8 protein-coding genes and 2 pseudogenes are annotated in these 22,565 nt (G+C 66.0%); 8 read left to right on the top strand and 2 right to left on the bottom strand.

Annotated elements, in window-relative coordinates; translation table 11 throughout:
- Nucleotides 1–168 precede the first annotated feature (168 nt).
- Both BN4348_RS51770 and BN4348_RS51775 read right to left on the bottom strand, forming a co-directional pair.
- Nucleotides 169–930, bottom strand: a complete 762-nt coding sequence (locus tag BN4348_RS51770; protein ID WP_066916161.1) for a DUF732 domain-containing protein — start codon at nucleotides 928–930, stop codon at nucleotides 169–171.
- Between the two features lie 314 nt (nucleotides 931–1,244).
- Entirely contained in the window at nucleotides 1,245–1,580 is a 336-nt protein-coding gene (locus BN4348_RS51775; protein WP_077101382.1) for a PE family protein, read from the bottom strand.
- A 1,193-nt stretch (nucleotides 1,581–2,773) separates the two neighbouring features.
- Here BN4348_RS51775 and BN4348_RS51780 point away from each other — a divergent pair.
- The 8 genes and pseudogenes from BN4348_RS51780 to BN4348_RS51815 all read left to right on the top strand — a co-directional run bounded on the left by BN4348_RS51780 (nucleotide 2,774) and on the right by BN4348_RS51815 (nucleotide 22,546).
- The gene (locus BN4348_RS51780) at nucleotides 2,774–3,514 is read left to right on the top strand and encodes a thioesterase II family protein (RefSeq protein WP_066916165.1); all 741 of its coding nucleotides are present in this window, start codon (nucleotides 2,774–2,776) and stop codon (nucleotides 3,512–3,514) included.
- Nucleotides 3,515–3,567: 53 nt separating this feature from the next.
- Entirely contained in the window at nucleotides 3,568–3,810 is a 243-nt protein-coding gene (locus BN4348_RS51785) for a hypothetical protein (RefSeq protein ID WP_066916167.1), read from the top strand.
- A gap of 196 nt (nucleotides 3,811–4,006) precedes the next feature.
- Nucleotides 4,007–5,755, top strand: coding sequence for an AMP-binding protein (locus BN4348_RS51790; RefSeq protein ID WP_066916169.1), 1,749 nt, complete (start codon nucleotides 4,007–4,009; stop codon nucleotides 5,753–5,755).
- A pseudogene (locus BN4348_RS51795) lies at nucleotides 5,752–7,638 on the top strand (type I polyketide synthase); the annotation flags it as partial. The gene BN4348_RS51790 and the pseudogene BN4348_RS51795, both read left to right, overlap by 4 nt.
- A gap of 148 nt (nucleotides 7,639–7,786) precedes the next feature.
- Nucleotides 7,787–8,908 (top strand): annotated as a pseudogene (locus tag BN4348_RS61825) (SDR family oxidoreductase); the annotation flags it as partial.
- Between the two features lie 212 nt (nucleotides 8,909–9,120).
- Nucleotides 9,121–10,686, top strand: coding sequence for a beta-ketoacyl reductase (locus tag BN4348_RS51805; protein WP_407937929.1), 1,566 nt, complete (start codon nucleotides 9,121–9,123; stop codon nucleotides 10,684–10,686).
- Entirely contained in the window at nucleotides 10,686–17,168 is a 6,483-nt protein-coding gene (locus BN4348_RS51810; protein WP_084454463.1) for a type I polyketide synthase, read from the top strand. The genes BN4348_RS51805 and BN4348_RS51810 overlap by 1 nt, the downstream gene beginning before the upstream one ends.
- The gene (locus BN4348_RS51815) at nucleotides 17,165–22,546 is read left to right on the top strand and encodes a type I polyketide synthase (RefSeq protein WP_066916171.1); all 5,382 of its coding nucleotides are present in this window, start codon (nucleotides 17,165–17,167) and stop codon (nucleotides 22,544–22,546) included. The genes BN4348_RS51810 and BN4348_RS51815 overlap by 4 nt, the downstream gene beginning before the upstream one ends.
- Nucleotides 22,547–22,565 lie beyond the last annotated feature (19 nt).

Raw genomic sequence — 22,565 nt, forward strand, 5'->3', positions numbered from 1 at the left:
ACGTTGCGCACGCCGGCACACCGTCGCCGACGCCCAGACCGCCGCCGGGCGCACCGAAGTGCCTGACATTCGGCGGCCAGCCTCCGCAGCTCAACTACCTGCCGTGCGGCTGGACGACGGATGGCAAGCGATGGACGCCGCCGCCACCCCCACCCGACCCCTGACGGATCACGGTTGGCCCGGGAGAGCGGGCAGGCCGTCTTTGATGTTTTGCAGATCGCCCTGGATGCCCTGTAGGTCACCCTGCACGGCTTGCAGATCAGAGAGACTCTTCTGGAGGCCCGGCTGCAGCTCCCCCGGGCTTGCCTGTTCGTACTGAGGGCAGTACGAGACGACGGCGCCACCCACGAAGTTCGCGCTTTGATTGGCGTCCCATATCGTCGATCGCTGCACGAAGCGGATGGCCTCGGCGAAATCGGGTTGTCGGCTCAGGAAGTCGCAGACTGCGTGCCCATGGGCCGTCACGTATTCGGGGCTGGGAACCGGCACGCCGTCGTGTTTCAACGCGCCGATGAGCGCCCTGTCGACGATGTCAAGCTGCGGAGCCTGAGCCGCGGGCGCGGCGGGGACGGGTCGCACGCTCGACGGCGGCGGGACTGCCGCCGGCTCGGCCGCCGGCTCGGGGTGGTGGGCCCCGGACATCACCACCACAGCGGCGGCACCGGCGATCAGGGAGAGCGGCAAGGCCGCGAGTAGGCCGAAACGACGCGACACACCCTTGCGGCTGAACGGCGCGTTGCGACGGGTTGCGCGCTGCGGCGGGGGGTCGGCAAGTACCTGGGTCGCGGGTGCCTGCGGGCGGTGGCCCAGCCGCTCGTCCAGCAGTTCGTCGACCTCTCGGATCGACGGCTGGGAGCCCCGCTCACCGACCGATCGGCGCTCGAGAGCGATGCGCCGCAATTCTGAGTCGATCGTCTCGCGATCGCGCATATCAGCCAGTCTGATGGTGCGACGACGTTCTCACAAGCGGCGGCCGGTACCAGCCAACAGGCTGGAGGTGAAGTTCGTCGGGACTTGAGCCCCGAAGATCGAGTTGACGACGTGTTCGCCAGTGCCAAACATCAAGTTCCCCCGTTGAGGCCGCGGTTCAGCGCGCCGTTCAGCGCAGCAGTGGTGCCAAACACCGCCTGCTCGAGCGCGAGCTCGGTGCCCACCAATGTTTGATTGAACCCGAGTTCACCGTTGACCAGGTTGGTAGTGCACCCAATCTGAACCCGCTCGATCTCGATCTGAACCTGCTCGATCTAGGTGAGTGCAGTGTTGACTGTGTTCGAGCTGGCGCTCGCCATGGTCTGCGCGGAGTTCGCGTCGGCGGCGGCGTACGTGTTGGCTCCTGCCGCCAACATTTGGACAAATTGGTCGTGGAACGCTACCGCTGACGCACTGAGCTGCTGATAGCGCGTGGCGCAGTGAGAAAACAGCGTGGCAATCTGCGTGGAGACCTCATCGGCCGCCGGCGGCATTACACCGGTGATCGCTGATCCCGCCGTAGTGTTCGACGACGTGATGACCGAGCCGATGTTTGCCAAATTTGTTGCAGCATCAGCTATTTGCTGCGTTGCAGCAACGAGGAACGTCATCCGTGCCTCCCATGCTCGTCCTGCGCCGACCGCAAACTATGCTGCCACGTCTTTGGCTGCACCGGATAATCGTGATGCCAGTTACTTCAAAGTGAAATAAACATGGTCGTTGTTCGCGTCGATGACGGGTAGTCAACGTGGGTAGCGACAAGCACGGGGGTCGGAATGCGATACTTCATATACGAAATAATTTGTGGCCGAACACAAATGGCCCACTGCAGGCAATCGGACCGGTGCAAGGCCCGGCTAGCGCCCGCGATCGGCGTCAAGTGGGGCTCACGTAGACGTGACCGGCACTCTGCGCAAACTTCTCCGCCCGGCCCTGAGCCGGATCGAATCCAGGCGCGGTGCCCGGATTTCGAGAATCGCGGCGTCTTGGTCAGGCAGAGGGTCATGTCGTACCGCCACGATCACGTAAGCAATTGTGGGCCAACAGATTCCGTGATCACTGCACCCTTATTCTGCTGAGCCGCGGCCCCTGACGGTTAACCCCATGCACCAGCAAAAATCGCATCAACCAACCGCGGCCAATTGCGATAGTGCCGCGAATGAGTGCCCTCATTTCGATAGCTGCATAAATGGTTGGAGCTCACGTGTTTAATGCGAACGGCATTTGTTCTAATCCTATGCAGAATGGCGTGGAAGGAGGCGGCAAAATCGCCGTGTGGGATTTCCGGATTCGAGGTCGCCGGCGCGGTCGGGTCATGACCGACAGCTGGCCGCTCGTCAAGCGAATTCCCGGGACGACGGGCGTCTGACCATTAGCTCGGATCGTCTTTGGATCCAGCAACGGGCTCCGAGGAGGCCGGGACACCTTGTTGTTGCGGGCCGGCATCGCCATGCACCGGGCAGTTCGGATCAGGCTTGGAGCCGCTGGACACCGAGAAGCAGAAGCAATCCGGATGGATCCGTTTGTTGCAGTCGCTACATATGGTCAGGCGGGATCGTCCGATGGGTTTGCCGCAGGCCACGCAGATTGATTTCGGTGAGGCCATCGCCGCCGCTCCCCACTGTCGACTTCGTGCGAGACTCCCGTCGATTCTCTCGCGATTCAGCCGTCGCCGCTCCGGAAATGGCCGAATCAATTCGCCTCGGTGAAAGCGTCGTCCCCCGGCACTCCGTTCAACGACGCGTCGGTCCGGGGGCGGTCAGATCGAAACCAAACGGCGAGCGCACTTGGATAGGCTTGCCCAGTGGACGAGCGCACCGACCGAGCTAAGGACGAAGCGCAGCTGGCGCCAGCGACGCTCTACATATTTCCTCATGCTGGCGGGTCTGCGACCTTTTACGCGCCCTTCGCCAAAGCGTTCTCGGCGGATATCAGGCGGGTCGCCGTGCAGTACCCGGAGCGGCGCGAACGGGGCCTCACGCAACTGATAAGCATCCCCGACCTAGCCGACAAGATCTTCACCATGATGGCACCGTCGGCGGACGCCGACGGTGCGGCGGCCTTTTTCGGGCACAGCATGGGCGGACTCGTCGCCTTTGAAGTGGCGCTGAGATTCCAGTCGGCGGGACATCCCATCGCCGCCCTGTTTGTCTCGTCGTGCGCCGCACCGGGCCACATCCGACACAAGGAGCTCCAGGGATCCGATCATGACATCTTGAGCTTGGTTGCCAGAGTGGCCGGCACAACCCCTGAGCTCCTGGCCAACGACGAATTCGCATCGAGGATGATGCCAACGCTGCAAAGCGTCCGCACCATCGCGGGTTACACCCGCCCGCCGGAAGTGACGGTGTCGTGTCCGATTCACGCATTCGTCGGCGACAACGACGTCATCGTTGCCCAGGAGAACATGATCGCTTGGTCCGAGCGCACCACCGACGAGTTCTCCATCCGGGTCTTCCCCGGCGACCACTTTTACCTCAACAACAACCTGCCTGCCCTGGTGAGGGACATCGAGGGCAGGACAGTCGAGCCGCACCGACCATAGTTAGCCGAAGAGATCGGCGTCGGCGAACCCGTGGACACGCGGATGGGCAGCCCATGCAGGAACCGCCGCGCACGGAGCGGTACGCCCGCTCGAAATGGACCGGCCTCGCCATCCTGTCCTCGTTTGCTAGCCATTCGGCCACCTGGACTACTGACTTATTGTCAATTTCAAGCAAAATTATTTTCGATTTCAAGCAATTTTACTTTCATTTTCAAGCAATTACCGCCTGCGATCAGGAGTTGTTCACCTACAAACGGTTGATGCCGATCAGGATCGCCCACGGATCCGCGTTGTGAAACGCCGCGGATTTCCGAAATCGCACCATTTCCTTCTGAAGGATCGCTTATTTTCTTCCGGAGACTGGTTGTCTGGGCCCCACCTAGCAGGTGCCGCGGCCACGGGCGTTCCACGTGACGCGCAAAGCCGCCCGAGAGGCGGGACATACAGGGCGTGCCCACAATGAACGCCGACAGCGAATATGGAAGGCAAGGGATGGTGCAAACCGACTCGTCCATCGTCGCTCTGCTGCGGGAGCGGGCCGACCAACAGCCGGATGCGTTGGCGTTCACATACATCGACTACGAGCATGACCAGTCCGGGTTTACTGAAAGCCTGACATGGTCACAACTGTTCCGGCGCGCTTGCACCGTTGCTGAAGAGCTCGCACTGTGCGGGTCGCCGGGCGACAGGGTCGCGATTGTCGCCCCCCAGGGACTGGAGTACGTCGTCGCATTCCTTGGGGCGCTTCAGGCTGGCCTCATCGCGGTTCCACTCTCAACACCGCAATTCGGTGTTCACGACGACCGGATTTCCTCCGTGCTGCGGGATTGCAACCCGGTCGCCATTCTGACGACTTCCGCCGTTGTTGGCGAGGTGACGAAATATGCCGGCGGACACGAGGGTTGGCCGACTCCGTTCGTCATCGAAGTCGACCTGCTCGACTTGGATTCGCCGCGCGAACTGCCTCCACTAACCCATTCCCGTTCCGGACCGGCCTATCTTCAGTACACCTCCGGCTCGACCCGCACACCGGCCGGTGTTGTGGTCACCCACCAAAACGTGATGGCGAATATGACGCAGTTGATCTCCGACACTTTCGAGGATCACGGCAACGCAGCGCCGCCGGACACCACGATCGTCATATGGCTGCCCTTTTACCACGACCTGGGTCTGATGAGCGGCATAGCACTCCCGATAGTGGCGGGACGTCGCGTCGTATTCATGAGTCCGATGGCGTTTCTGCAGAAGCCGGCCCGGTGGATGCAGTTGGCGGCCCGCAACACTCGGACCTACACTGGGGGCCCCAACTTCGCCTATGAACTGGTTGTAAGACGTACCACCGACGAGGATATGGCCGGGCTGGACCTGGGGCACGTCCACACGTTCGCCTTCGGTGCCGAACGCGTCCACGCGGCTACGCTCAAGCGTTTCATCGAGCGCTTCGCCCGGTTCAACCTGCGCGACACCGCGTTGAAGCCGGGGTATGGACTCGCGGAAGCGACGGTGTACGCGGCGTCGAATCCGCCGGGGCGGCCGCCAACAACCGCCCGATTCGACTACCAGAAGCTGTCGGCCGGCTATGCGCAGCCATCCGGTGACCAGGTCGGTGTCGATCTGGTCAGCTGCGGCGTACCTCGTGCTGTCACAGTGCGGATCGTCGACCCGGAGACCCGAGTCGAGAACCCCGCCGGCAAGGTCGGGGAGATCTGGATCCACGGCGACAACGTCGCCGACGGTTACTGGCGAAATCCGCATGCGTCGGCGCACACGTTCGGCGCGGAGCTGCTCGACCCATCGCTGGAGACCGCGCGGCGGCCGTGGCTCAGAACCGGCGATTTGGGCTTCTTCTCCGACGGCGAACTGTTCATCGTGGGCCGCATCAAAGACCTTCTCATCGTCGATGGGCGAAACCACTCACCCGATGACATCGAGGCGACCATTCAAGAGATCACGGGAGGCCGCTGTGCGGCGATCGCTGTACCGACCGACATCAGCGAACTACTGGTGGCGGTCATTGAACTGAAGAGGCGCGGAACCGCGGAGGAAGCCACCGCCAAACTTCGGTCGGTGAAGCGCGAAGTCACCTCGGCGATAGCGAAAGCACATGGCCTGCGCGTTGCGGACCTTGTTCTGGTGGCTCCTGGTTCGATTCCAATCACTACAAGCGGCAAGATCCGGCGTTCAACCTGCGTCGAACGGTATCGGAGCGACGGGTTCGAGCGCCTGGACCTGACGGTATGACGTCAGGCATCGGTAGCGAAGCCGAACTCCGCCACTGGCTGGTCGACTACTTGGTCACCAATATCGGCTGCACGCCGGATGAGGTTGACCCCGATCTGTCACTGGCGGACCTCGGAGTGAGCTCGCGCGATTCGGTCGTGCTTTCCGGTGAGTTGTCAGAGTTGCTGGGCAAGAGCATCTCTCCGATCGATTTCTGGGAGCACCCGACGATCAACGCGTTGGCCGCCTACCTCACCGCACCCGAGCCCGAGCCCGAACCCGACCCCGCTCCGAAGCGTGGGGCCCCCAACTCGCTCGACGAGCCGATCGCTGTGATCGGAATGGGGTGCCGGTTCCCGGGGATCTCGGGGCCTGGGGCGTTGTGGCAGTTCCTCTGCGAGCGCGGCTGCTCGATTGGCAAAGTGCCGCCCGAACGGTGGCGGCCATTCGCGACCGGCTCACCCGAGGTGGCAGCAGCGCTGGCCCGCACGACTCGCTGGGGATCATTCCTGCCCGACATCGACGCCTTCGATGCGGAGTTCTTCGAGATCTCGCCCAGCGAAGCGGCCAAGATGGACCCCCAACAACGCCTGCTGTTGGAAGTGGCCTGGGAAGCGTTGGAGCACGCGGGAATTGCGCCCAGCACGCTGCGCCGGACGCAGACGGGAGTATTCGCCGGGGCATGCCTGAGTGAATACGGGGCTATCGCTTCCAACGATTTCTGTCAGGTCGACGGTTGGAGCAACACCGGCGGCGCGATGAGTATCATCGCCAACCGCCTTTCCTACTTCCTTGACCTGCGCGGCCCGTCGATGGCCGTGGATACCGCCTGCTCGTCCTCGCTGGTGGCTATTCATCTGGCCTGCCAAAGCCTGCGGACCGGGGATTCCCATCTGGCGATCGCGGCCGGTGTGAACCTGTTGTTGTCCCCGGCGGTATTTCGCGGCTTCGACCAAGTCGGTGCATTGTCTCCGACGGGTAAGTGCCGCGCGTTCGATGCGGCGGCCGATGGGTTTGTGCGCGGTGAGGGCGCCGGGGTGGTGGTGCTCAAGCGGCTCGCCGACGCGGTGCGGGACAGGGACCGCGTATTGGCGGTGGTGCGCGGCTCCGCGGTCAATCAGGACGGCCGCTCCAACGGCCTGATGGCTCCCAACCCGGCGGCTCAAATGGCGGTGCTGCGCGCCGCCTATGCCAACGCGGGGATGCAGCCGGGCGACGTGGATTATGTCGAAACGCACGGGACCGGAACGTTGTTGGGCGACCCGATCGAAGCGCGCGCTCTCGGCGCCGTGCTGGGTCGCGGACGTTCCGAGGAGTCCCCCCTACTCGTTGGTGCCGTGAAGACGAATCTCGGACACACCGAGGCGGCGGCAGGGATCGCGGGCTTCATCAAGACGGTGCTGGCGATGCAACATGGCCAGATCCCGCCGAATCAACAATTCGAGAACCCGAACCCGCATATCTCCTTTGCCGCCTTGCGGATGAAAGTCGTTGATACACAGATTGACTGGCCGGACACAGGCCGCTCGCGCCGGGCCGGGGTTTCCTCGTTCGGATTCGGTGGGACGAATGCGCATGTGGTGGTTGAGCAGGGTCAGGAGTTGGCGCCTGTGGTTGGGGGTGGGTCCGATGGTGGGGTTTCGGTGTTGGTGGTGTCGGGTAAGACATCACAGCGGGTGGCCGCGACGGCGTCGGTGTTGGCCGAGTGGATGCAAGGTGCTGGGGCCGGGGTGGGGTTGGCGCAGGTGGCCCATACGGTGAATCATCACCGTGCCCGCCAGGCCAGGTTCGGCACCGTGGTCGCCCGCCACCGCGCCCAGGCGCTGGCCGGGTTGCAGGCGCTGGCCGCGGGCCAGCACNGACTGGTCTCATCGGGTTGTGTGGCAACCGCGCCCACTTCCCCATACTCAGCCGAACATTGCGACCTCAACTCGTGGCCGATGGCTGGTGGTGGGTCATGCCGACGTGGCCCGTGAACTCGCACGTTTCACTGAGGTACTGGCCGACGATGTCGAGCCGCCGATATCGGACGACGCGCGCAGTGATGTCGATTACGTGCTCTACGCGCTCCCGGCCCCTGGCGACCCGCTGGATGTCGCTTTGGCGTATCGGCTGTTTCACGAGGTGCGCATGCTGGCCGCCGCGATGGTGGCGGCCGACATGCCGGCCAAGTTGTTCATCGTGACCCGCAACGCCCAACCCGTCGCCGAAGGCGACCGCGCCAACCCCGCGCACGGGGTGCTCTGGGGCCTGGGACGCACCCTGGCCCTGGAACACCCCCAAATCTGGGGCGGCATCCTCGATTTCGATGCCTCCGTGCCCCCCGAGCTGGTCGCGGCGCAGGTGCTCAGCGAGGCGACTAACACCGACGGCGAAGACCAGGTCATCTACCGCCGGGGCGAACGGCTCGTGCCCCGGCTGCACCCGCGCACCCTGCCCGCCGATCCGGTCACGCTGGACGGCAACGCCTGCCAGCTCGTCATCGGCGCCACCGGCAACATCGGACCACACCTGATCCGCCAACTCGCCACCATGGGCGCCAAGACCATCATCGCGGTATCACGCAAACCCGGCCTGCGGCTGCAGGCGTTAACGGAAAGCCTCGCCGCCCAGGGCACGATCCTGGTCACCGTGGCCGCCGATGCGACCGACGAAGCCGCTATGAGCGCACTGTTCAACCAATTCGGCGGCGATCTACCACCGCTGGAAGGCATCTATCTCGCCGCCTTCGCTGGCCAACCCGTGCTGCTCAGCGAGATGACAAACGACGACGTGATGGCGATGTTCGCACCCAAGGTCGACACCGCGGCGCTGTTGCACCGGTTGACCCTGAAGACCCCGGTGCGCCACTTCGTGCTGTTCTCCTCCATCTCAGGACTGACCGGCTCCCGCTGGCTGGCCCACTACACCGCCACCAGCGGCTACCTCGACGCCCTGGCCTACGCACGCCGCGTCATGGGCCTACCCGCCACCACCATCAACTGGGGATTATGGAAATCACTGGCCGACATCCAACACCAATTCGGCCAGGTCAGCCTCGGATCCGGGCTACTGCCCATGAACGACGAAACCGCCATCACCGCACTGCCACTCCTGATGAACCCGGCCGCCGGAGCCCACTCCATCATGGTCAACGCGGACTGGCCACTGCTCGCAGCCGCATACCGAACCCGCACANCTATGCGATGACCTGGCCGGCGAAGCCCCTTGCCAGTGCGAAGTCCGATACCGATGCCGCCGGAGGTCGCTGGTTGGCGGTGGGCCATGCCGAGCTGGCCACGGAGCTACGCTGGCTCGCGGGCCCGCAATCGCGTGTCGACGTCGCAGATGCCTCGCTCCTCGATGAAGAGACGTCGCTGATCCATGCGCTCAATGGCATCGATCGTGTGTTGTACACACCGTCCGACTTAGGGACGCTGTTCGATCTCGAGACGGCGTATCGGCTGTTTCACGAGGTGCGCATGCTGGCCGCCGCGATGGTGGCGGCCGACATGCCGGCCAAGTTGTTCATCGTGACCCGCAACGCCCAACCCGTCGCCGAAGGCGACCGCGCCAACCCCGCGCACGGGGTGCTCTGGGGCCTGGGACGCACCCTGGCCCTGGAACACCCCCAAATCTGGGGCGGCATCCTCGATTTCGATGCCTCCGTGCCCCCCGAGCTGGTCGCGGCGCAGGTGCTCAGCGAGGCGACTAACACCGACGGCGAAGACCAGGTCATCTACCGCCGGGGCGAACGGCTCGTGCCCCGGCTGCACCCGCGCACCCTGCCCGCCGATCCGGTCACGCTGGACGGCAACGCCTGCCAGCTCGTCATCGGCGCCACCGGCAACATCGGACCACACCTGATCCGCCAACTCGCCACCATGGGCGCCAAGACCATCATCGCGGTATCACGCAAACCCGGCCTGCGGCTGCAGGCGTTAACGGAAAGCCTCGCCGCCCAGGGCACGATCCTGGTCACCGTGGCCGCCGATGCGACCGACGAAGCCGCTATGAGCGCACTGTTCAACCAATTCGGCGGCGATCTACCACCGCTGGAAGGCATCTATCTCGCCGCCTTCGCTGGCCAACCCGTGCTGCTCAGCGAGATGACAAACGACGACGTGATGGCGATGTTCGCACCCAAGGTCGACACCGCGGCGCTGTTGCACCGGTTGACCCTGAAGACCCCGGTGCGCCACTTCGTGCTGTTCTCCTCCATCTCAGGACTGACCGGCTCCCGCTGGCTGGCCCACTACACCGCCACCAGCGGCTACCTCGACGCCCTGGCCTACGCACGCCGCGTCATGGGCCTACCCGCCACCACCATCAACTGGGGATTATGGAAATCACTGGCCGACACCCAACACCAATTCGGCCAGGTCAGCCTCGGATCCGGGCTACTGCCCATGAACGACGAAACCGCCATCACCGCACTGCCACTCCTGATGAACCCGGCCGCCGGAGCCCACTCCATCATGGTCAACGCGGACTGGCCACTGCTCGCAGCCGCATACCGAACCCGCACAGCCCTACACATCGTCGACGACTTGCTCCAAGATGCCCGCGATACGGCCCCGATCCCGGCGCGGGATTGGTCGCATCTTTCTTCCGCGATGGTGCGCGAGGAGCTGGAAACCGGCCTGCGTGACATCGTCGCCCGCGAATTGCGGATCCCCGAGCCGGATCTGGAGAACGACCGGCCCCTCGCCGAACTGGGCCTCAACTCCCTCATGGCGATGGCGATCCGACGCGCGGCCGAGACGCTGGTGGGCGTCGAGTTGTCGGCGACAATGCTGTTCAACCACCCGACCGTCGCGTCACTGACCGAGTATCTCGCGAAACTTGTTGCCCCGTCGGAGGATTCCGAAGAGGACGAGATCGCGGCGCTGTCCGCCTCTGCAGGAAACACATTGGACAGCTTGCTCGAACGCATCGAGTCATCATCTGTCACCGCTGAGGAGCTCGCGTAATGCGAACTCTTTACAGTCGCATCTCGGCGATGACGGCTCAGCAGCGCACCGCCCTTTCCGAAGAGTTCTCGCGAGCATCGCGCACCACCACCACGGAGCCCATCGCAGTAGTGGGGATCGGCTGCCGCTTTCCAGGTGATGTGACCGGTCCGGATAGCTTCTGGGAGTTATTGGTCCACGGACGAAACGCAATCACCAAGATCCCCGCGGATCGCTGGGACGCGGACGCGTTCTACAGCCCGGACCCAATGACACCCGGGCATATGACCACCAAGTGGGGCGGGTTCGTTCCCGACATCGCGGGATTCGACGCCGAATTTTTCGGCATCACCCCGCGCGAGGCCGTCGCGATGGACCCTCAGCAACGAATGGTGCTCGAGGTCGCGTGGGAAGCGCTCGAACATGCGGGCATCCCGACGGATTCGCTAGCCGACACACGAACCGGCGTCATGATCGGCGCCTACTTCAACGAATACCAGTCGATACTGGCCTCCGGACCGCTCGACGTGGACGCCTACACCGGAACCGGCAACTCGCACAGCATCACCGCCGGACGGATCTCGTACCTGTTGGGCCTGCGCGGTCCGGCCGTGGCGGTGGATACGGCGTGTTCGTCGTCCCTGGCCGCGATTCATCTGGCCTGTCAAAGCCTGCGATTGCGAGAAAGCGACTTGGCGTTGGCGGGTGGCGTCAGCGTGACTCTGCGCCCCGAGACCCAAATCGCGATCTCAGCCTGGGGGTTGCTGTCGCCACAGGGCCGCTGCGCGACGTTCGATGCGGCGGCCGATGGGTTTGTGCGCGGTGAGGGCGCCGGGGTGGTGGTGCTCAAGCGGCTCGCCGACGCGGTGCGGGACAGGGACCGCGTATTGGCGGTGGTGCGCGGCTCCGCGGTCAATCAGGACGGCCGCTCCAACGGCATCACCGCGCCCAACACCGCGGCTCAATGCGATGTGATCGCCGATGCGTTGCGTTCGGCCGATGTGGCGCCGGAAAGTGTGCACTACGTGGAGGCCCACGGGACCGGCACATCGCTCGGAGACCCGATCGAGTTCGAGGCGCTGGCGGCCACCTACGGCCGCGGCGAGGGCTCATGCGCGCTGGGCGCGGTAAAGACGAACATCGGCCACCTCGAGGCCGCGTCGGGAGTGGCTGGGTTCATCAAGGCGGTGCTGGCAGTCCAGCACGGCCAAATTCCACCGAACCTACATTTCTCGCAGTGGAACCCGGCGATCGATCCATCACCGACACGCTTTTTCGTTCCCCTGGAAAAGGTTGCGTGGCCGTCTAATTCGGGTCCGCGTCGCGCTGCCGTGTCCTCCTTTGGCCTGGGTGGGACGAATGCGCATGTGGTGGTTGAGCAGGGTCAGGAGTTGGCGCCTGTGGTTGGGGGTGGGTCCGATGGTGGGGTTTCGGTGTTGGTGGTGTCGGGTAAGACATCCCAGCGGGTGGCCGCGACGGCGTCGGTGTTGGCCGAGTGGATGCAAGGTGCTGGGGCCGGGGTGGGGTTGGCGCAGGTGGCCCATACGGTGAATCATCACCGTGCCCGCCAGGCCAGGTTCGGCACCGTGGTCGCCCGCCACCGCGCCCAGGCGCTGGCCGGGTTGCAGGCGCTGGCCGCGGGCCAGCACGCCCCCGGGGTGATCGGCCCCACCGACAACGTGCCCGGGCCCGGCACGGTTTTTGTCTACTCGGGTCGGGGGTCCCAATGGGCCGGGATGGGCCGGCGGCTGTTGGCCGACGAACCCGCCTTCGCCGCAGCCGTGAGCGAGCTGGAGCCGACCTTTGTTGCCCAGGCCGGGTTTTCCCTGCACGACCTCATCGCCGGCGGCAAGGAGCTGGTCGGTATCGAACAGATTCAGCTCGGCGTGATCGGCATGCAGCTGGCGCTGACCCAGCTGTGGCGCTCCTACGGGGTGCACCCCGATCTGGTGATCGGGCACTCCATGGGCGAGGTGGCCGCCGCGGTGGCCGCCGGGGCGCTCACCCCCGCCGAGGGACTGCGGGTCACCGCGACCCGCTCCCGGCTGATGGCACCGCTGTGCGGTCAGGGCACCATGGCCCTGCTCGAACTCGACGCCGCCACCACCGAAGTACTGATCGCGGACCATCCGCAGGTCACGTTGGCGATCTACGCCTCACCGCGCCAAACCGTCATCGCGGGCCCCACCACGATGATCGAGGACCTCATCGACAAGGTCCGCGCGCAGGACCACCTCGCCAGCCGCGTCAACATCGAAGTGGCTCCCCACAACCCGGCCATGGACGCCCTACTGCCTGATATGCGCTCGGAGCTAGCCGACCTCACTCCGCGGCCACCGGCCATCCCGATCATTTCCACCACCTATGAAGACCTCGGCACCGGCCCCGTCTTCGACGCGGAGCACTGGGCCACCAACATGCGCAACCCCGTGCGCTTCCAGCAGGCCATCGCCCGTGCGGGCGACGACCACCACACCTTTATTGAAATCAGTCCCCACCCACTGCTGACGCACGCTATCGGCGAGACGCTGGCCGCGTGTGAGGGTGCCGACCATGTGAGCCTCGGCACCCTGCAACGCGATGCGCACGACACCCTGGCCTTCCACACCAACCTCAACGCCGCTCACACAACCCGGCCGCCCCACACCCCCCACCCTCCCGAACCGCATCCGATACTGCCCGCAACCCCGTGGCAGCACACTCACCACTGGATCTCTCCCTCAACCGGGGGGCACCACGCGCCAAATGCACACCCGTTGCTGGGCACCGGTGTCACCGACCCTGGCACTGGGACTCGGATATGGGAATGTGAACTGAGCCCGGATCTGCTGTGGCTCAGTGATCACGTGATCGACGATCTGTGCGTCCTTCCTGGGTCCGCCTACGCCGAGATCGCACTGGCGGCAGCGACGAACGCGGGCAAGGACTCGGAACGCGCCGAAGACCACCACTGGCTGATCCGCGAGCTCAGCCTCCATCAAGTCCTGCACATCACCGACAGCACCGTCCTTGTCACGACGCTCACCGGCGATGACCAAACGTGCTGCATCGAAATACGCACCCACAACTCCACTTTGGGGTGGATCAAGCACGCCACCGCTATCGTTGCCCGCGAAACGGATTACAGGGCAACGCCGGTGGACGATGGCCTCCCTGGCCTCGTGACCGGACTCGACCCCGACGAGCTGTACCAGCGGCTGCGTGGCGCCGGGCAACAACACGGGCCGGCGTTCCGCGGCATCGTGGGGCTCACCACCACACGGTCCGGCGCCGCCCGCGCGGAAGTGCGTCTCCCGCCGTCAGCGAGGCCGGGTTCCCACAACTTCGTCCTGCACCCGGTGATGATGGACATCGCGGTGCAGGCACTCGGCGCCACCCGGGCGGCTACCGAGCTGGCCGGGGGGCAGCACGCCCACCAAACGCTAGTCTTGCCTGTACGTTTCGCGGGCATCCATGTATACGGCGATATCACCGACGGTGTCTGCGCGATTGGAGAGCTTGCGGCGACCGACAGCCCGAACCGGCTCCTGGGGCGTGTCGAGCTGACCGACCCGAACGGCCAACCGCTGCTCGTCATCGACGAAGTGGAGATGACGGTACTCGGATCGATGTGCGCCGCAAAGGAACTCACCGACCGCCTGTTCACGGTGGAGTGGGAACCGACACCACGGGGCAAGCCGGCCCGCAGCCTCAACGGCGTGTTGTTGATAGGTGACCCCGCCGCGGGCGACCCGCTGCTGCCCGCGCTGCAGTCCTCACTGCGCGACGGCGTCGCCGAAGTCGAGCTGGTATCCCTGACCGACACGGCACAGCTGCGTGCGGCGATCACTCGAACCGATGCTGGGTGGGATGGCATCGTCGTGATCTGCCCGCCTCGAGCCGCCGACGAGTCGCTTCCGGAGGGGGATCAACTTGACCTGGCGCTGGCGCGCACGCTCCTGATAGCCGACATTACAAAAGCCGTGACTCGAATGGGCACTCGCAACAGCCCGCGGCTATGGATCGTCACCCGCGGCGCGCAACAATTCGACCCGGCTGATCGAGTCACGCTGGCACAGACGGCACTTCGGGGCATCGCGCGGGTGCTGACCTTCGAACATCCCGAACTCAAGCCGACAATCGTCGACATCGAGGCCGGCGGCACCGACGAACTTGGCGCCCTCACCCAGGAACTGCTCACCGGTTGCGACGCCGACGAGGTCGCTCTCCGCGATGGACAGCGATACGTCAACAGGCTGGTCCAGGCGCCCACCACGGCCACCGGAGATCTCGTCCATGAATCCCGCTGCACGGTGGTGAACCTGGACGGCGGAGGCGCGGTACGGCTGCAGATCGATCAACCCGGGCGGTTGGATACGCTGCGAGTGCACGCGGTAACGCGGATCCCGCCCGCGCCCGGTCAGGTGGAGGTTCGTGTCCTGGCCGCGGGCCTCAACTTCAGCGACGTGCTCAAGGCGATGGGCGTGTATCCCGGGCTCGACGGTGCCCCGCCCGTCATCGGAGGCGAATGTGTCGGCGTCGTGACTGCCGTCGGCTCCGGCGTCGACTCGAGCGAGGTCGGGCGGCGCGTGATCGCCTTCGGTCCGGGCACATTCGGCTCCCACCTGACGACGCTCGCGGACCTCGCGGTCCCGGTCCCCGACACGCTGGCGGATTCCGAGGCCGCGGCGTTCGGCATCGCGTACCTGACCGCCTGGCACTCGCTGTGCGAGGTTGGGCGGCTGGGCGCGGGGGAACGCGTGCTCATCCATTCGGCCACCGGCGGTGTCGGACTGGCGGCGGTTTCAATCGCGAAGATGATCGGTGCCCGCATCTACACGACGGCAGGTTCGGATGCCAAGCGGGAAATGCTGGACGGGCTTGGTGTGGAGTACGTCGGTAACTCCCGGGGCGTGGACTTCGCCGATGAGATACTCGGCGCCACCGATGGTTACGGGGTGGATGTCATCATCAATTCGCTTCCGGGCGAGGCGATCCGGCGCGGAGTGAAGCTGCTAGCCCCCGGTGGTCGGTTCATCGAGCTGGGCAAAAAGGACGTCTATGCCGACGCCAGCCTCGGGCTGGCCGGACTCGCCAAGAGCGCATCCTTCGCTGTAGTCGACCTCGACCTGAATCTGAAGCGGCAACCGACGCGCTATCGCCGGATGCTCCAAGACATCCTGCAGCACGTCGCGGACGGCAAACTGCGGCCGCTTCCCGTCACCGCTTTCAGCCTCGACGCCGCGGCCGACGCCTTCGCGTTGATGGCATCCGGCAGGCATACCGGCAAAATCGCCGTCTCGATTCCGGCGCACGGCAGCGTCGAGGCGATCGCGCCGCCGCCACCGCAGTCGCTGGTAAGCCCCGACGGCGGATATGTCGTCGTAGGTGGCATGGGTGGTCTCGGTTTTGTCGTCGCTCAATGGTTGGCGGAGCACGGCGCGGGACTGGTTGTGCTCAACAGCCGTTCGGCTCCCGGCGACGGCGTCACAGCGGCGATCGCGGAACTCAACGCGGCGGGCAACCGGGTCGAGGTGGTTACCGGTGACATCGCCGCACCCGGTACCGCAGAGCGGTTGGTGCGCGCGGTCGAAGACGCGGGCTTCCGGCTGGCCGGAGTCCTGCACAGCGCAATGGTCCTCGATGACGAGATCGTGTTGAACATGTCCGAATCGGCCGCGCGGCGTGTGTTCGCGCCGAAAGTGACCGGTGGCTGGCGCCTTCACCAGGCCAGCGCCCATCTGGACGTGGATTGGTGGTTGACGTTCTCGTCAGCGTCTTCATTGCTCGGCGCGCCCGGGCAGGGCGCGTACGCCGCCGCGAACTCGTGGGTCGACGGGCTGGTCGCCTATCGGCGCTCTCTGGGGCTGCCCGCTGTCGGAATCAACTGGGGTCCATGGGCCGAAGTCGGACGTGCCCAGTTCTTCGCCGATCTCGGTGTCTCGATGAACACGGTCGAACAGGGACTTGCGGCAATGCAACTAGTGCTGCAGGCCGACCGAGCGCGCACCGGCGTGTTCAGCCTCGACGCACGCCAGTGGTTTCAATCCTTCCCCGCCGCAGCGGGTTCATCGCTATTTGCGAAGTTGCATGACTCGGCAAAGCCCGCGCGGTATGGCGGCGCGATCCGCGCCGAGTTGGACGCCAGCGATCCCCGCGAGCGCCCGAGCCGGCTCGCGACCGCGATCGCCAACGAGATCCGGGCGGTGCTGCGCTCGGCCGAGCCGGTCGATCACGATCGGCCGATGGAGTCGCTCGGCTTGGATTCGCTGATGGCCCTGGAGCTGCGGAACAGGCTGGAGTCCAGCCTGGGCACCACGTTGCCGGCCGCCCTGGTCTGGGCATACCCGACCATCCACGATCTCGCAGGCGCCATGTGTGAGCGCCTGGGCTATGCAACATTTGACGAGGCCGAGCAGGCGCCCGACGCTGAATCCGCGTTGTCGGATGAGGAAATGGAACTGCTATCCGAACTGGTCGCCGCAAGCGAGTTGGAAACCGCGACGGGGGGCAACGAGTCATGACGAGTCTCGCGGAGCGTGCGGCCCAGATGTCACCGAAGGCGCGCGAGGTACTCGCGCGTGAACTTGTCCGCGCGGGAACGGCATTCCCGGCCGACATCGCCGAACCCGTGGCGGTGATCGGGATCGGTTGCCGGCTACCCGGGAGTGTGAGCGGGCCGGAAAGCTTCTGGCAGCTGCTGATCGACGGCCGGGACGCCGTCGACGAGGTGCCGGCCGATCGGTGGGCCGCGGATGCGTTCTACGATCCCGATCCGCACGCGCCGGGAAAGATGGCGACGAAATGGGGCGGCTTCGTCGACGATGTCGCCGGATTCGACGCCGACTTCTTCGGCATCACCCCGCGCGAGGCCGAGGCGATGGACCCCCAGCAGCGGATCTTGCTCGAGGTCGCCTGGGAAGCGCTCGAACATGCCTGCCTGCCAACGGATTCGCTGAGCGGCACCCGAACGTCCGCGATTATGGGGTTGTCGGCGTGGGACTACACGATTCTCAACCTCGAGCGTCGCGCCGAGATCGACGCCTACATGAGCACCGGAAACCCACACAGCGCCGCGGTGGGGCGGATTTCCTATCTGCTCGGGCTACGTGGCCCCGCGATGGCGGTCGACACCGCGTGTTCGTCCTCATTGGTGGCGATCCACCTGGCCTGCCAAAGCCTGCGCCTGCGGGAAAGCGACGTGGCGCTCGCGGGCGGGGTGCACCTGTCGTTGTCGCCGTTCACCAGCATAGCGCTGTCCAAGTGGTCCGCTTTGTCTCCGACGGGCCGGTGCAGGACCTTCGACGCCATGGCCGACGGGTTCGTCCGCGGCGAGGGGTGCGGCGTGGTGGTGCTCAAGCGGATGGCCGACGCCGTCCGCGACGGCGATCGCGTGCTGGCGGTGGTCCGCGGTTCGGCGATCAACCAGGACGGCCGCTCCAACGGCATGACCGCCCCGAGCGCGGCGGCGCAGCGCGACGTGATCACCACCGCACTACGGCTGGCCGACGTGCCCGCGGGCACCGTGGACTATGTCGAAACACACGGCACCGGAACAGTTCTGGGCGACCCCATCGAATTCGAGGCGCTGGCGGCCACTTACGGCCGGGACGGCGGCGGCTGCGCGCTCGGGTCGGTCAAGACCAACCTCGGGCATCTGGAGGCGGCCGCAGGTGTTACGGGGCTGATCAAGGCGATCCTGGCCGTGGACCGGGGATACATTCCTCCCAATTTGCACTTCACCCGATGGAATCCGGCAATCGACGCCTCGGCCACCCGGTTTTTCGTGCCGACCGACGGCACGGCGTGGCCCAGCGGTCCTACACGTCGGGCGGCCGTGTCGTCGTTCGGCCTCAGCGGCACCAACGCGCATATCGTGATCGAGCAGGCGCCCGCTGCGGCGTCCGCGCCGCGGACGAGTACCGCCGCTGTGGTTTCGACATTGGTGGTGTCCGGCAAGACGCCGGAGCGGCAGGCCACGACGGCCACCGCGCTGGCCGCCTGGATGGAGGGCCCCGGCGGCGCGATATCACTGGCCGATGTCGCGCACACGTTGGCTCATCGCCGCGCCCGCCATTCCGAGGTCGGTGTCGTGGTCGCCCGCGACCACTCGGCCGCGGCGGCGGGGTTGCGGGCCTTGGCCGCCGGCGCCCCGGCGCCGGGTGTGGTGGAAGCCATCGCGGGCGCCCGCGGGCATGGCACGGTGTTCGTCTACTCCGGCCAGGGCTCGCAATGGGCCGGCATGGGCCGCCAACTGCTGGCCGACGAACCCGCGTTCGCCGCCGCGATCGCCGACCTGGAGCCCGAATTCATTGCCCAGGCTGGTTTTTCGTTGAGCCAGACCCTGGCGGAGGGCCGCACGGTGGTCGGCATCCACAACATCCAACCGATGCTAATGGCCATCCAGCTTGCACTCACCGCGTTGTGGCGGCACTACGGTGTCGAACCCGGCGCGGTGATTGGGCACTCGATGGGCGAGGTGTCGGCCGCGGTGGTGTCCGGGGCGCTGACCCCCGCCGAGGGTTTGCGGGTGATCACCGTCCGGTCGGCGTTGTTGGCGCGATTAGCCGGCCGGGGCGCGATGGCCTTGCTCGAACTCGACGGCCCGGCCGTCGAGGCGCTGATCGCCGACTACCGGCAGGTGACGCTGGCGGTGCACGCCTCACCACGCGAATCGGTGATCGCGGGCCCCCCCGACCAGGTGGACGCCGTCATCGCGGCGGTGACCGCGCGAAACCTGCTGGCCCTACGCGTCGAGGTCGACGTCGCCTCCCACCACCCGATCATCGACCCGATACTGCCGGAATTGCGTTCGGCCCTTGCCGATTTGGCGCCCATGCCCCCGACCATCCCGATGATCAGCACCGCTTGCGATGGTCCCGTACCGCTGCTGGACGCCGACTACTGGGCCGCCAACTTGCGCAACCCGGTGCGCTTCCACCAAGCCATCAGCACCGCCGCCGCCGCCCACCACACCTTCATCGAGATCAGCCCACATCCGTTGCTCACGCACGCAATCATCGACACCCTCGGCGAGGCCGAAACACACACCATCGGCACTCTGCAACGCGACAGCGACGACACTGTCACTTTTCACGCGCGGCTCGCCGCCGTGGGGAAATCCGCGCCGGGCACCACCGACGGCCGACCCGCCGACATCCCGGTAACACCCTGGCAGCACGACAACTTCTGGGTCGCCGATCGGTCGGGGATGTCGGACTTGGTCGACGCCCACCCGCTGCTCGGCACGCACATCGAGGTCCCGTCGAGCCGGGACCATGTCTGGCAGGCCGACGTCGGCACCCAGGTGGCCCCCTGGCTCGGTGACCATAAGGTGTTCGACCAAACGATCCTGCCCGCCGCGGCGTTCGCCGAGATCGCCTTAGCCGCAGCCGGCGAGGCGTTCGGTGTGGCGACCGGGGCCCTGTCGATCAACCAACTCGAAGTCGAACAGATGCTTCCCCTCAACGAGCACACCCAGCTGACAACGCAGGTGACCCGCGGCGCCGATGAGAAGACCCGGGTCGAGATCTATTCCCGCTCGCCCGGACACGACTGGTCGCGGCACGCCACCGCCAAGGCCGAGGTGTGCACGGCAAATGGCCTTCCCGATCGACCCCCACCCGTCGCCGGCCACGGCGAAACGGCCATCAAGCCGACCGACCTGTACACCGCGCTGCGGCGCACCGGGCAATATCACGGGCCGGCTTTCGCGGCGTTGACCGCGATCCACCGGCTACCCGGCGGCTTTGCGGAGACCGAGATCGTCCTACCCGACCAGGCGCCCCGGCATTCGAGGTATCGAATCCACCCGGTCATGCTGGACGCGGCGTTGCAGAGCCTTGCCGCCGCGATGCCGGAAGAAGAAGTCGCGGGGTCGGCCGAAACCAGTTATCTGCCTGTGTCATTCGAAACACTGCGGGTGTACGGCGACCCGGGCCGACGCGCGCGCTGCTGGTCCCAGCTGACCAGCCTCGACGAAGCCGGAGCGGGAAAGCTCGGCAGAATCGTCTTGACCAACGAGTCCGGGGCCGTCACGGCCGAGATCAACGATATCTACCTGCGGCGCGTGGATCGGCGCAGCGTGCCACTTCCGCTTTCTCAGAAGATCTTCGACACCGCATGGGTAACGAGGCCGATCGGTGCCACGCACGCCGAAGTACCGGGCAGTTGGCTCGTGCTTACCGATGCGCCAGCACCCGATATCGAACGGTTAGTCGCCGACTGGCGTTCCCCGGTCCGCCGGGTGATCACGGCAGACCTGAAAGACGAACCCGCCGTGCTCGCCGCATTCGCCGAAACGGCAGGTGACCCCGAACATCCGCCCGTCGCGGTGGTCGCCTTCGTCGGCGCGAACCCGAGCGTCACCGCTGCCGGCATCGCCCAGGCGAGGGAATCACTCTGGGCGGTCTCCACCGTCGTTCGTGCGATCGTCGGCGGCTGGCATGGCCAGTCACCGCGGTTGTGGCTCGTCACCAGGGGCGGCCTTGCCGTTCACGACGAGCCAGGTCAGCCTGGCATCGGCGCGTTGAAAGGCCTGGTGCGCGTGCTGGCCTACGAGCATCCCGAGCTGCGCACCACGCTCGTCGACCTCGATGTCGCCGGGGACGCTGCGGCAGCGCTGAACGCCGAACTGATTGCGGCGATTACCGACTCGATCGACGACGTAGTCGCGTGGCGAGGCGGGCGGCGCTATGTCGAGCGGCTTTTCCGGGCGACCCTCGGTGAGCCCAGGCGCGAGCACGTCGTCCGCCCCGGGGCGTCGTATATCATCACCGGCGGCCTGGGTGGCCTTGGCTTGGTTTTCGCGCGCTGGCTGCTGGATCGCGGTGCGGGCCGCGTGGTCCTCAATGGCCGCGGCCAGCCCACAGCCGAGCAGCGCACGCTCCTTGGCGAACTGGAGAAAAAGGCCGAAATCGTCGTGGTTACAGGAGATGTGGCGACCGAAGGTGTCGCGGAAAGGCTGGTGGCGGCAGCAGGCGGGTCAGCTCTGCGTGGCGTCCTGCACGCGGCGGCGGTGCTCGACGACGGCCTCGTGCTCTCCATGACCAAGGAAAGCCTCGAGCGGGTGTGGGCTCCCAAGGTCACCGGAGCGCAGCGAATGCACCAAGCCAGCGCTCACTGCGAACTGGACTGGTGGCTCGGATTTTCGTCCACTGCTTCGATGCTGGGCGGTCCGGGACAGGCTGCATACGCGTGCGCAAGCGCCTGGCTCGACGCGCTGGTCGATTGGCGACGCGCGTCGGGTCTACCCGCGGCGGTAATCAACTGGGGGCCATGGGCAGAGGTCGGGCTTGCCCGCAGCCTGACCGGCGGCGCCCTCGACCCGATCACGCCGGCCGAGGGCACCGCGGCGCTCGAGCCATTGCTGGCCGCCGACCGGGGCCACACCGGCGTCGGACGGCTACGCCCCGACCGGGCGCTGATCGCCTTTCCCGAGATCCGCAGCCTCGGTTATTTCACCAACGTGGTCGAGGAGCTCGACGCCGCCGGCGACGGCGGTGATTGGGCCGGTCCCGATTCACTGACCGGCCTCGAACCCTCCGAAGCGCAAGGCCTGCTGACGGAGCGGCTGCGCGCGCGCATCGCGGCAGTCATGGGTTACGCCGACCGATCGGCCGTCGATGCCGCCGTCCCACTGATCGACCTGGGGATGGATTCCCTGATGGCGGTGCGCATCCGCAACACCGCGCGTGCGGATTTCGGAGTCGAGCCGCCGGTGGCGCTGCTGTTGCAGGGCGCGTCGCTACAAGACCTCACGGCCGATCTACTCCGCCAACTCGGCCTCGCCGGACACTCGCGGGTGTGCGAATCCGGAGAGGCCGTTCGCGGCCGGGCGCAGCAGCGCGCGGCGGCGCGTCAACAGGCCGCGACGCGGTGGAAGCGAGGACAACAACTGTGAGCACGAACACAGCCCCATA

It is taken from the genome of Mycobacterium interjectum, from assembly GCF_900078675.2.
Taxonomy (GTDB): domain Bacteria; phylum Actinomycetota; class Actinomycetes; order Mycobacteriales; family Mycobacteriaceae; genus Mycobacterium; species Mycobacterium interjectum.